General features: G+C 59.2%; 9 protein-coding genes. 6 read left to right on the forward strand and 3 right to left on the reverse strand.

Features of this window, described 5'->3' with window-relative positions; all coding sequences use genetic code 11:
• Window positions 1-322: 322 nt before the first annotated feature.
• The 6 genes from SC1_RS21150 to SC1_RS21175 all read left to right on the forward strand — a co-directional run bounded on the left by SC1_RS21150 (window position 323) and on the right by SC1_RS21175 (window position 9,864).
• Window positions 323-3,673: a hypothetical protein gene (locus SC1_RS21150; RefSeq protein WP_238586802.1), complete on the forward strand. Its 3,351-nt coding sequence runs from the start codon at window positions 323-325 to the stop codon at window positions 3,671-3,673.
• Between the two features lie 376 nt (window positions 3,674-4,049).
• Window positions 4,050-5,168: a DNA N-6-adenine-methyltransferase gene (locus SC1_RS21155; protein ID WP_083436042.1), complete on the forward strand. Its 1,119-nt coding sequence runs from the start codon at window positions 4,050-4,052 to the stop codon at window positions 5,166-5,168.
• Between the two features lie 495 nt (window positions 5,169-5,663).
• On the forward strand, window positions 5,664-6,428 hold the full coding sequence (locus SC1_RS21160; RefSeq protein WP_062186709.1) for a hypothetical protein: 765 nt from the start codon (window positions 5,664-5,666) through the stop codon (window positions 6,426-6,428).
• Window positions 6,429-6,710: 282 nt separating this feature from the next.
• Window positions 6,711-7,358 (forward strand): MobA/MobL family protein, encoded by a 648-nt coding sequence (locus SC1_RS21165; protein WP_062186711.1) that lies wholly within the window; start codon window positions 6,711-6,713, stop codon window positions 7,356-7,358.
• 166 nt (window positions 7,359-7,524) lie between these two features.
• A complete protein-coding gene (locus tag SC1_RS21170; protein WP_062186713.1) occupies window positions 7,525-7,797 on the forward strand; it encodes a hypothetical protein in 273 nt (90 codons plus the stop codon).
• 768 nt (window positions 7,798-8,565) lie between these two features.
• Window positions 8,566-9,864 (forward strand): O-acetylhomoserine aminocarboxypropyltransferase/cysteine synthase family protein, encoded by a 1,299-nt coding sequence (locus SC1_RS21175; RefSeq protein WP_062186715.1) that lies wholly within the window; start codon window positions 8,566-8,568, stop codon window positions 9,862-9,864.
• Window positions 9,865-10,352: 488 nt separating this feature from the next.
• On the opposite strand, the gene SC1_RS21180 is transcribed toward SC1_RS21175, so the two are convergent.
• The 3 genes from SC1_RS21180 to SC1_RS21190 form a co-directional block, all read right to left on the reverse strand.
• Window positions 10,353-11,186 (reverse strand): universal stress protein, encoded by an 834-nt coding sequence (locus SC1_RS21180; RefSeq protein WP_152682511.1) that lies wholly within the window; start codon window positions 11,184-11,186, stop codon window positions 10,353-10,355.
• 134 nt (window positions 11,187-11,320) lie between these two features.
• Complete coding sequence (locus SC1_RS21185; protein WP_062186719.1) at window positions 11,321-12,301, reverse strand: TerC family protein; 981 nt, start codon at window positions 12,299-12,301, stop codon at window positions 11,321-11,323.
• Between the two features lie 120 nt (window positions 12,302-12,421).
• The gene (locus SC1_RS21190) at window positions 12,422-13,153 is read right to left on the reverse strand and encodes a universal stress protein (protein WP_238586803.1); all 732 of its coding nucleotides are present in this window, start codon (window positions 13,151-13,153) and stop codon (window positions 12,422-12,424) included.
• Window positions 13,154-13,168: the final 15 nt, after the last annotated feature.

The following is a 13,168-nucleotide window of genomic DNA, read 5'->3' on the forward strand; positions in this document are numbered from 1 at the left end:
TTGAATTCAAAATCGTTTATCGAAATATCTTTCGGAATATCTGTAATGTATCCAGAATATCCCAGTAAGATATCGAAAATATATCGAGATTAAATGAATTTTTTTTGCGCAATAGGCTAACCTCCCATTCTTCGATTGTGGAAGTTAGCAGCAACATGATATCCTTCGGATTAGGAAGGTCGGTTTCGCTCGGGACTTCCCGAGCGGGCGCCTGCCGCGGGCTGGTGGGAGGGGCGCGGCCCGCCCTTGGAAGCGTGGACTGGAGATCATGGATCCGATCGGAACTTTTCGCAGGCGCGCAGCAAAGCGGATCATCCGTGACTTGCCGCTCGACCTGGCGGAGACTGAACTCGACGATCCCCTGGGGCTCCTGCGCGGCAAGGTTCGGGCCAGCCTTGATTCCGCGCAGCGCTGGGAACGCGGGAAAGCGGCTCCTGCCCGGCGCGCATGGTTCGGCATTCCTTGCGTGCCGGACATATCGCGGCTGACGAGCGCGGCGGGGGAGCGGAGCTTCCACCTAGCGCGCAACGTCACTCGCGAGCGATCGGCGGCCGCCTTCGATGATTATGCGACGGGTAAGATCGGCGATCCGAATGCGGAGCCGGAGCTGGCGTCAGAGGAGCGGCCCGCAGCGACGTTCGACCGCTACACGCAGGATCATGGCCATGACGACCGCCAGATCCTCGTCACGACGCTCGATCCGGATCCGGTCAAGCGAGCCAGGCAGTGGGACGCGGTCGAAGCGCATGAGTTTGGGCGGCGCAAGAATAAATCCGCCGGACCGCCGCGTCTCAACATTAAATTTGAACTCGCGCCTGCTTTTTTGGCGAGCGCTGCGCGTCGCAACGATTGTCCGGAAGGTCTGCGTGACGTCCTCAATGCCGAGCAGAGGCGGGTGGATGGCGGCAAGGAGCTCAGCAAAAAGCGCCAGTTGGTTGGCGTGCCATGGATCGATCCGGAGGCGCCAGCCGCGCTGACGTGGCTCGCGGCGCTGCCCGGCTGGCCCGCTGCGGATCCGCCGGTGAAGCTCAGCGAAGGTCGCGGCAGCTATGCAGTCATCGCGGGCGAGGCGGAGCTGCCCGCCGATCTCGACGGTGCGGCGCACGAACGCATTCTCTTTGGCGCGAACGCCTGGGTGCAATCGCTCGCCAATTCTGACAGCGGCGATGCTGACGCAAAGCGGGTCGTGCCCGCCCTGTTCGTGCGGCATGAACCCGACGCGCTCAATAACCTGACGAACTGGCACCTGCACTTCCAGGTCGGTAAGCGTACGGTGACCATCGATGGCGACGGTGAACTGGCGTTTGACGCCCACGTCGTGACGCAAATCGCGACCAGCTTCATGAAGCCGTTCCGCTGCGAGATCGCGCGTCTCGTCAACATCGAACTGAAGGCCACGGACGCTGACTATCGGCTCTCGCCAGAAACCTACGCCAAGATGGGGCTCGACGCGCAAACCATGCGTAAGGTCGGTGGCAAAGCCACCGTACTCGAACGCGCCGGGGATGCGCAGGATGTGTCGCTCGACAATGCAGCGATCGGCTGGACGCGCCTGCTCGCGCAGCATGTGGCAAAGCGCGATGCGGATCTGGCGGATGCCGATACGGCTTTCGAATTACGCGAAGCGCGCGTGCGCGAAGTCCGCACTTCGGACGACCGCGACCGGCTGGAGCGGCTCGCGCGCGAGCTTCGCGATCGCGAGCATACCGCGATCCGGCGGCGCGCCGAGGCCGCCGAGATCGAAACGCTGTGCGCTATGGCGCGCAGCCATCCGCGTATCGTTGCGAGATTTGCTCCGGGCTATGCCGACAAGGCGCGTAAGGACGGACACGATACCTATCTGTCGAACGCGTGGACCCGGCGGGGTAACGAGGCCGAAGCCTATCTCGATGAACTCGAACAGGAGTTGGTCGTTGAACAGGCCGCGATAGCCGAGCGCCGCGAGCAGGCGAAGTTTCTCGAACGCGCCGCCGCCGATCTTCGCGAACGGCTCGAGCGAGACCTGGGACTTGCGGTCCAGGACACTGAACCGACCCGCGTTGCCGACGCAATCTTGTTCCGCGAGCCCAACTCCCGAAGGTTGGTCGACCCCAATGCGGTGATGAAGCGCATCGCCGAGACGCCGCTCCTTCTCAGCGAAGTCGACGGACGCTTGGTTGTGCTTCCTGCCGACGATCCTCAGGATTTGATCCACGGCGTCGATTTGAATGCCGCACCATATCGAAAGCGGCTTCCGGCGATCCGCGATACCCAGCAGAAAGAACTCGCCCAGGTCGGCGCGTTGTTGGCGAAGCGCGGGCCGGCAGGTCTGGATGATGATAATCTCGGCGACAAAAGCGCGTGGCTGCAGACGGCGGTGAGGCGCTGGCGCGATACGCCCGAGATTGGGCGGCGGATTAAATTGCGCGATCTGCGCATTCAGGCGACCCGCGAAATCGCATCAGACCGCCAGCGGGATGCCGACCAAGAATTTGCACTGTCGCCGCCTCGCGCGCTCGATCAGCCCTTACCGACCATGGCATCGCTCGGCGCACGTGGACTCGATATGGTGGGGCTGGGCGAGATCACACCTGGCCGCGAACCACAGCCGGTGCCCGCATGGCTCTCACCGCGCGCAGAACTGCCGCAAGAATATGATATTTCCGCTCACGAAACTGTCCCCGTCGCGGCGAAGCAGGCGACGACTTTGCGCGATGTTCGCCGTGATGACTATCGTCCCATCCATCACAACGGGCGGGAACAGTTTGCTGATCTGTATGAGCGGCTTGCCGACACCTCAATCAATGGGCCATTTCCCGACAGACCGACCAATGACCAGCTTCAGGCGCTTCGATCGGTGATCGAAACTTATCCTGTTCGCCTCGCGCGCTGGCGCGGCGCGCTGCAGATCGATGTGCGCGACGACCCCCGCGACTGGTTCGATACTCCGTATATCCGGGGCACCGCGGGTCAGGACCTGTTGTCCTCGATCGTCGATAAGCGTGTGCAGATGTTCAGGAACCTACCCGATATCGATCCGGCGCGCCGGCCAACGGCTTGGGACGTGGAGCAGAAGCGACGGGCATCTTGGCTTGATCGACCTGCCACGCACGTCGCGCCGGTGCCTGCCGAATTAATGGACGCCTACCGAGATGCCGATCCTGCCGTGCTGTGGCGTCGTGCGCCTGTCCCTTTTCTGTTCGCGCGGCGTGCGGATGCCGAGGCACCGGACACGGTGGAGACGCTGCGCGACGCCCTCGGGTCTCGCGCGGAGTGGCTGGCACGGCCCGACTTACGCGCCCGCACCCGCGCCGCCTGGTTCGTCCAGCAGGAGACGCGGAGCGATATCCTGCATGATCTTATGGTCGATTCCGGCTTGCGGCCAGCCGCGCCGCTGCGGGCAAACGAAGCGGACCGGTTGCTGCACATGGGCGATCCGCTGCTCGACGAAGAGTGGCTGCTGGTCAAGCGCGGTTCGGTGCGGTTCGATCCGCCGAAGGCGGCGGACCGGTTGAAGCGCGCGTTGGCATCGGCGCGATCCAGCGAGGATATGGCGGCTGCCGCGGCGATCATGGCGTTCGGGATCAAGCGGCGAACAGCGAAACAAAATGCGAAACGGTCGAAGCCATCGAAGGGCCGTCATCCCTACGATCGCGGGCTGCCCGGCCGAGAGCCCGGCGGGCGCGGACGCTGAAGGCCTCATCGTCAGGAAATCCTGCTCCTTGTATTTACTATCACCCCCAAGACGATGCGAACACCGTTGTGCGTTCCCGTAGTTCTTTCTGGCCGGGATCGCGCGCTCGCATAGAGGATTCCGATTACCCAGAGAAACTTCGCAGCTATATTAAAGATTTATTCATCTTTAGGGTCTATATGCCCGGCACAGTTGCGAACATGCGGCGGGGATAGCATCCCAAGTCGGTGACCTATGAATTTGTGATTCGCGCCAATTTTCGAGCTCCGCATCTGCTGATGCGGGCTTGAATGGCGTTCGAGGTCATGAATGAACCAGCCTAAATATTGCTGCCAAGCAGCCATGGCTTCGCTCGCCGAGCGAGGAAACCATAGCCATGGGAAATGCACATAACACAAAGCAGTCGAATAAATTATCCCTTACATCCCCCGCACTTCCCCGCGGTTCGGATGTCTGGGCGAACGCTTCTCCTTCCGGGCTGTCAGCGGCAAAATTGCCGTTCGGCGGCAAATCGTCGAATTGCATCGGTTCGAAGGTTAGTAGCGGTTCGGCCGGATCGTCAGTCCGCCAGGAGCCTGGAGGCGAAAGTCGTGCTAACCTAATTGTTGAATTGCGCGAAGCGCGCGTATCAAAGGGTTGGTCGCGAAAGGTCATGGCCAAGCATGTCGGAGTGTCGCCCCAGACAATTACGCGGCTCGAAAAGGGTGTCGGCACCGTGTCAACGCTAGTGGCGGTCATGGACTCGACCAATTTTATGCTGACGGGCCTAAGTGCCGGTAAGACGCTGTTCGAAAAGCTCCGCAACACTCGCATCAAACACGAAAAGTCGCTGGAGAATTTGGTTAGGCGAACCGGACTGTCGCACACGGCCATCCTCGACCTCGAAAATGGTGCGGGCTCAGTTGAAGACCTGCTGCGCCTGCTGGCAGCGCTTGCGCCGAGAGCTCGGCGTCAAGCTCCCGCTCGAGCGTATTGGGCGCTGGGTCAGAAGGAAGATCGTGATTCCCGCTTCACCCCGCCAGATTTCATGGACAATATTTATAAAGCGTTTGGCGAAATAGATCTCGATCCATGCGCTCACGAACTCAGCCCTGTCCTGGCGCGCCGTAAGATATTGGCCAGTAGGGGCGGCGACGGACTTAGCCAGACATGGTCAGGGCGTCTCGCTTTCGTCAATCCGCCGTACTCATGTGCTCTGCAGTGGCTACGCCGAGCTCATGAGCAATGGTCAGCTGGCCACGTTGACACCGTTGTGTGCCTCGTTCCGGTCAGAACAGATTCGGCATTTTTCCACGAGGTTTTGAGCTTGGACGCCGATATCTTCTTTCTTAAGGGGCGCGTCAAATTTCTGAAACCGGACGGGACGGCGCAGCAAACGCCCTTCAGCCTTATGGTGTTAACCCTTGGAGCAAACGCAGAACAGCGAGCTCGCTATGCGCAATTAGCAGCCGGATTCTGGTCGCTAAGGCGTCAGCCAAATGACACTGACCTCTAGCGGGAAGGCGTAAACCTCGAAACGGAGCTCAAACCCGGCGAGGGTCTCGATAACGTGCGATACGCCGCCATCGATACCCTCGCCGGGTCGCATGCGCTGATGATGGGGTTTCTTGTGGAGCTCGCGTTCTTGAGCAAGTGAACGGGGCCGCTGCGTTCGGGGCAGTCTCGCTCAGTCTGAGCCCATTGTCTCCTAGCCTCTAACGACCAAAATAGTCGAAGTGGCGTTCCCAGTTCGCTGTTGGGAAGCGGGCGGCGAGTTCGACCGGCTTAGAATTGATTGTCTAAGTGTCAGAAAGGCCTGCTGCTCAAAATCAAAATCACCCCTCCGGTGAAACCGCAGAACGGCTTCGCATGTCCGCCGGATGGAAAAGCGGAACGCGGCTGCGCGCCCGCCGAACAGTGGAGACGCTGACGCGGGAAGCGAGGAACAGGGTGAAAGGAAAAGAGGCAGGAGTTCTGTCTCGGATCCCTGATCCTCCGAAAGGAGAATATCGTGAACGAATACCAACTTCCCAAATGCCTACAGGTCATCGGTCTGGCGTGCATTCCCGTTAACGACATACCAGACGAGCATCCGGCGCTGGCACGCAGGCCGGTTGCGGCGGCGGTACTGACGATGGTCGATCAAGATGATGGTCATCGCTGGATCAACACGATCTGCGTCTCCGACGCGCGCAAGTCGGAAATCCCATTGCCGCACTTGCTCGACAAGACGCTGTTGCCAGGGGTTGTCCAGATCGCGTCCACGGCCGATCGCATGACGCTGGCGATGGACGCGATCAGCCGGCGCTTCTTCGTCGAGCCGGCTCTTGCAGAACTCTGCTTTGGCGAGACGGCTGTCGATCCCTCTGCAATGGGTGACCATGGGTTCGATGAGCGAACAGCGTGCCGCCGCTTCTCGATCCCGATGCCCGAGATCGGCGATGCGGACATTGAGCTTGCCTGGTCGCGCTCGGCGCCGGCGGCAACCGAAGACCATGCGCTTCGCGTCGCGACGGCGCGGCTAATGCTATGGGCGCATGTCGAAGCGTTCCGCAGCGCGCGACCGGAACCTTTCTTCGAGACGATGCTGGCCCTGCGCGACTGGATCGACGCCAGCGAGTATCTGAAGGCCGCGCTCGCCGATATCGGGAACTCACGCCCAATCCGCCGTGCAGACTCGTTCGCGCATCATTATCGCGACTATCGACAACGCCTTGCTGCGGGCGATGAGACTGCGCGATGGGTCAGCTTCGAAGACGGGCTGTTCCATGCCTGAGCGAGCGTAACTCGTAAGCCCACCATGGAAAGACAAAATGGCCTCGCTGCTCGGGTCGCGTGAGCAGCGAGGCCTGCGAGCGTGCATATGCACAACGCTTCGCATGCGATGGGCCGCTGTCATGCCCGTCAGGGCACGGTCTAGCGACCAGCGTTAAATATCCGGTGAATCGACGTCCAGCAGCCGCTGCGGCGCCGTCTCGCCATCCCTCCATCACACATAAACTCAGCAAGGGGACCGCAGCGATGCGGTCCCTTTCTCCTTTATAGAAAGACGTACCAAATGACGACCATCCACAACATCCGACCGTTCAACACCCGCTATGTGATCCGGGACCGGTCAAGCCGTTATACGCCCGAACTCTTGCGCACCCACCGAACCGCGCAGGCGAGCTACGCTTACATCAACCGCCAGAATAGCGTCGATGAATGGGGGCCGACGCCGAACTGGGCGTCGCGCTCCGACCTCGCGACGGCGGGCCGATGTGCTCCTGCCCGCGCCGCTGGACCCAAGCTGGGGGGAATTGCGCTGTGGGCACAAGCGGACGAGAATGCAGCCCGGTATCGGCCCGACGAGCCGACCATCGCACATTGCGTCGGTAGTCTGCCGCGCCATGAGGATCTCGCCTTCTGGCGCAATCTGGTCGAAGGATTTGCCGAGGATTATTTGGTCGCCCGCGGGATGGCGGTCGATTGGGCCATCCATCACCAAGCGGAAAACGACGACCAGCCGGAGATCGCGCCGCACGTGCATCTCCTCATAACCTTGCGAGGATATGATCCGGAGCACAGCGATTACGGCAAGGTTCGGCAGAACTGGCTGCGGACGGAAAACTCCCGCAAGCGCCTCGCGGAGCGCTGGTGGAACTGGACCGGGATCGTCCCGCCGCAATATGTCCTGGCGGCAGCGACGTCCCAAATCTCCGGCTGAGATCGTGGCGGCACCGGGCACCGACAACGCCTGGTGCCGCAAATCCCGAATATCGCGCTGCCGTTTCTGCCGCTTTGGAAGGAACGGACCGCTATGCATGCCGGCCCGACGAGGAGGAGAGGAATTGAGCGGAGGAGGTGATCCGAAGATCAGAGGAGAAAATAGAATGTTTATCGTTGAACCAATTGCCGTGGTCGTTGCCGTGTATGTCACGGTCATTTTTATGCGCGAAATGTCGCGCCTGTTTGCATTGCTAATCGTCCGGCTCGCTGACCGGCTGTTGGCAGCGAGGCACGCTGGCTTGGTGGAAGCGCTTAACGGTCGCCAAGTCCCAGCGAATTGGGCCGTGGCGCCACAAGATCGCAAGATGTTGAGCGCCGCCATGCGCTCGACAATGCGTGTGACCACGTTGCGTTCGCTCTATCCCGTCAGCCGCTGAAATCCGCTATTGCGCCCATTCTGCCTCCAGCTTTCCATAAGATATGGAGGCGGTTCGCGTCCCCCGCAAAACACAGGGATCTCTGACATCGAATCGTAAAAATTGCCGAGCCAGCGCCTCCGAGGGAGTTAGGGCCTCCGGGATGGTTTTTCGGATGAAGCCTTACTTCCCTGTCAATTCGCGATAGAGAAACACGATTCCCGACTTCGACAAGTTCGGATCGGGCAAAGTCGAACTCTCTCTAAGCCGTGATCGCAGGCGGCCCGGCGTCGACGCAAGGACCATCAGGAATTCATGCCGTTTCACTCGGAGAGCGTCGCCGGGTTTATGAATGGACCTTGTCACAACGACGAGCTACTGCAGTGGAACGGCACTTCTGGGTAGCCAGAAATTTTTTTGCGATTGGCTGGTACTCGCTGACGAAGGGCAGGTTCGCTGGAACTTTCTTAGGCGATTGCGGCCGTTTGCGCCCGAGGGATGGCTGCAGCCCCCTATTGGCGCGGCGCCACCATTTGTGAAAAGGGGGTCTAACCTGCGCAGGACGGGCGGCAGGAGATTGTCTTATCGGTACTATATTGATTACGTCCTTCTGAAGGACAATCAAGACCAGCGTCTTCTTACTCCGCAAGCGGCTTTGACAGGGCTTGAGCTATGGCTGACTCTGGATACTGAGCAAGCTTTCAATCGAGGTTGCCGGCATTGTGATCTTGATGTCACTGGCGGCAACGAACCCCACGCCGCGACCGGTAGCATAATCAAGGAGTGAACATGACTGGAAAACCGCTGCATCCCGAAACCTTGGCGTTGCATGCCGGGTGGCGCGCCGATCCGACGACAGGGTCGGTGGCGGTACCGATCCACCAGACGACCTCCTACCAGTTTCGAGACACAGACCATGCCTCTGCGCTGTTTGCGCTGCAGGAGATGGGAAATATCTACACCCGGATCATGAATCCGACAACCGACGTGCTCGAACAGCGCATCGCAGCCTTGGAAGGCGGCTGCGCAGCGCTCGCAGTCGCGTCGGGCCAGGCCGCATCCGCTCTCTCCATCCAGAATCTTGCCAAGGCAGGCGACAATGTGGTGAGCTCGACCGCGCTCTACGGCGGCACGTGGAACCTCTTCGCCAACACTCTGCGCGATCAAGGGGTAGAGGTGCGCTTTGTCGATCCCGCCGAACCCGAGAATTTCCGGCGGGTTACCGATGCGAAGACGCGCGCCTACTACGCTGAGACGCTGCCGAACCCCAAGCTTGAGGTGTTCCCGATCGCTGAAGTCGCGGCCATTGGCCGGGAAGCGGGAATTCCGCTCATCATGGACAATACAGCGGCCCCGCTGCTCTGCCGCCCCATCGAACATGGCGCGGCGATCGTCGTTTACTCAGCGACTAAGTATCTCGGCGGTCACGGCACCTCGATTGGAGGACTGATCGTCGACGGAGGCACCTTTAATTGGGAGGCCGCCGGTGATCGGCAACCCGCGCTCAACAGTCCTGACCCATCCTATCATGGCGCAATATGGACGCAGGCGGTGAAGCCCATGGGTCCGGTCGCCTACATCACTCGCGCGCGAACCGTTCTACTGCGTGACCTTGGCGCCGCGCTCTCACCTTTCAATGCCTTCCAGATCCTTCAAGGCATCGAAACCCTCCCGCTGCGCATGCCACGGCACTGCGAGAATGCGGCCAAAGTCGCGGAGTGGCTCGCCGGACGAGCCGGTGTCACACGTGTCATCCACCCTAGCCAGCAGTTGGGGGACTCTCGGGCGCGTGCCGAGTATTACCTAAAGGGAGGGTTCAGCGGATTGCTGGGCTTCGAACTAGCCGGGGGCGTGCAGGCGGGCCGGAAATTCATCGATGGCCTCAAGCTCCTCTATCATGTCGCCAACATCGGCGACGCGCGCAGTCTCGCTATCCACCCCGCGTCTACAACCCACTCGCAACTTGACGCCGAGGCACAGCTCGCGACGGGTGTCTCGCCCGGCTATGTCCGCCTATCGATCGGCCTCGAGCACATTGACGACATCCTTGCGGACCTCAATGAGGGGTTAACAGCCGCAGGCTACTGAACCGGACGGCCGTCCGGGAAATCCGGAACAGGAAAAATTGCTGTGGGCGCCCGTCTGGCCGGTTTACCACTGGCATACGTGTCGCACCGGACGAAACGTACTCGCTCTAATTGGGTGATCGCGGCTTGTGTCGACCTTAATCAGTGACAAGCTTTACGGCAATTTGCCCGGTTCGTTCATGATATATTCCAATGGGATTTGCACTCACCCAAGACTTCGGCAATGCCATCTCTCCGCCGGCCGTCAGGGTCGACCATTTTCACCGAAGTGCGGCTATTAAGCGATCTAGGGTGTGCACCCTTCGGTTTCGACGCCGATCCCGTCAGCAGTGGCAGTAGGACTTGAATTCCAGACCTAGACAGTTAAAAAACAAAGCACTGAAATTGCAAAAATCGAAATCTATCAATATTAATTCATGTTCTTCGTCGTAAGCCAGTATTGTCGCGCATTCGGTTTATGAAACCGTTGACCTTGACCTCGCATTAGGTTCAATGTGACAGGAGCACAGGGAGCTGCGGACAATCGAGCACTGCTCGTGTGGCGCCCCCCAGAATGAATTCTCGCAGTCTGGAATGGCCGAAAGCGCCCATTACCAGAAGGTCTGCGCCGCCTTGCAAAGCGCGGTCTTGTAGAGCCTGACCGATCGTGGCTTCGCCGAGTTGGATCTGCTCAAAATGGGCGTTTAAGCCCTTTTGCGCGAGCGCCGTCTCTATGACATTGGGATCGGAGCTGGACTGAAACTTCTTCTCGCCTCCCACACACACCAGCGTCACCTCTTCGGCAAGCCGCAGAAAGGGTAAGGAATCATGGAGGGCTCGCGCAGCTGTCCGACTGTGATCCCACGCTACCATCACCCGCCGGCAAGCGAAAGTTGCTCCACTGTGAGCTGGAACGATGACGACAGGGCGGCCTGATTCGAACAAAACATGCTCTGCGACTTTCCGTTCGCTGAGGAAGATACTTTGGTCCACTCCTATGACGATTATATCATGTAGCCTGGCCCGATCGCCAATGAAGGAAACCATGCCGAAGGCATGCGCCCACTCGGTCAGGGTTGATGCTGACACACCGCGCTCGCGTGCTTCAGCTGCAATGAGTTCCGCCAATGCTGAGGTGTTCTCGCGCCGTAAGGCGGTTTCCTTATCGTTCTGTTCTCCGGTGCGCCCGTCCCAAGCTTGTGGCATCAGAAAGTCTGTCTGCGGCACCAGAACATCAAGATGGGCGCTTAAAGCAGCCGCTGCGCCAATGGCGAACGCAACGGGGCCGCTATCGAGCTTGGAGCCTTCGAGTGATCCGTAAAGCATGAGGGTGTGGTTGGACAAGACTGAGTTCCTCTCTGTTTTTGGCGGTCATACGCTATGGTCGTTTGCCGCAATTCGGCATCCTGTGAAGGACCAACGAGAATGCTTCTGTTCCCGCAATTTCGTGCTCGGTCCGTTGAATTCCCCGCAGTTTCTCATCCGGTTTCCGCCGCGCCGCGTGTTTTCCAGAGCGAATAGAATATCCCGCCCAGAATGAGGGCGAAAGTAACCGCCAAGCTTATTACCGGCGGGAATTTGTCGCCTTGCATCAGGAAGTCCGAGACAAAAATCTTTGCGCCGATAAACACCAGCACGAGCGCCAGGGCATATTTGAGATACTGGAACCGGTGCACCATCGCAGCGAGCGCGAAATATAGAGCGCGCAGCCCGAGGATCGCCATGATGTTTGATGTGTAAACGATGAACGTATCAGTGGTTATCGCGAATATCGCAGGCACACTATCAATGGCAAACACGAGATCGGCCAGGTTGATGATAACAAGCGCAAGAAACAACGGCGTCGCTGCACGCACCATCTTGCCGGTTTTTTCATCAGGCACGTTCACAAAGAAATGCTGATCATGCAGCTCCTTGGTGACGCGCATATGCTTTGAGATGAACTTGACCACCGGGTTCTTCGCAACGTCCATCTCCTGGTCGCCGGAGAAGAGCATTTTGAACCCCGTAGCGATCAGGAATGCCGCAAAGATGTACAGCACCCAATAATATTCCTGCACGATGGCAGCACCCGCCGCGATCATAACGCCGCGCAGGATGATCACGGCAATGATGCCCCACAAAAGCGCGCGATACTGGTATTTCCGAGGGATAGCGAAGTAGGTGAAGATCAGGCTGATTACGAAGACATTGTCGATCGACAGAGCCTTTTCGATGAAGAAACCGGTGTAATATTGCATGCCGCTTTCGGCGCCCTTTTGGACCCAGACCCAAAGCCCGAACACGAGCGCAATACCGATGTAGAAGGCCGATAGCTTCAGGCTCTCGGAGATGCCCATCTCCCGATCTTCCTTGTGCAGAACACCAAGGTCAAACGCGGTGAGGATGACGACTAATCCGATGAAGGATAGCCAGAACCAGACAGGAGTCCCCAGCCAGTTCATAATGAGAAAGTCCATGCACTCACTCCGATCGAAGGCCCCATCGTCGAGCCGGTAAGTTCCAATTCAAGACGTCAACTGGCCACAGATGACGCAATTTGCGGACGATGTTCACCGCCTGAAAAAGACCGGCGCATGCTAGTGTGATAACAGGACGGGGAGTCTAGGGTGGTCCAATATGGTTTTTGTCACGCCGCCAAGTACAAACTCGCGCGCCCGCGAGTGGCCGAAAGCTCCCATGACAAGCAGATTGGAGGCGTGATGCTGGCAAAAGGCCTGAATCGTCTCTCCGGCGTCGCCGCCTTCAAGCGGAAGTTCGATCGCTTCCGCCTTCAGACCATGAAGCGTCAGGTTGCGAACGGCATCGGCGGCAGAGGCCGCGCGGGACAGGTCCTTATCACCCACAATCTGCACCACCGCGATCGACGTGGCCATGCCGGCCAGCGGGATCGCGTCGGCGAGTGCCCGCGCTGCCACCCGGCTTCCATCCCACGCGATGGTAATGCGATCGAACGTCAGTGCTGACGATTTGAGTTCGGGCATCAACAGGACCGGACGACCCGATTCAAACACCAGGCCTTCAGCGAAATATTCCATGGCCGCATATGGGTAGATCGGGATTATCGACAGATCATATGTTCTGGCCCGCACCGCAAATTGCGAATGACTGACCGACGAGCGAATATCGATGGCGAAAATCTCGCCCATCAACTCGGGCGGAACATGCGACCCGAAGCTTTTTCCGAGTGCATCAGCGTTTGCGGAGCTCTTTCTGTTTTCCTCCGCGACGATCCCATCAATGTTGACAAGTTTATTCGCGAGCCAGTTCGTCGCTTGCGGGATATGAACTTTGCAGACGCCCAGTGACAAGCGTGCAGCGAGACT

The organism is Sphingopyxis sp. C-1, from assembly GCF_001047015.1.
GTDB lineage: Bacteria > Pseudomonadota > Alphaproteobacteria > Sphingomonadales > Sphingomonadaceae > Sphingopyxis.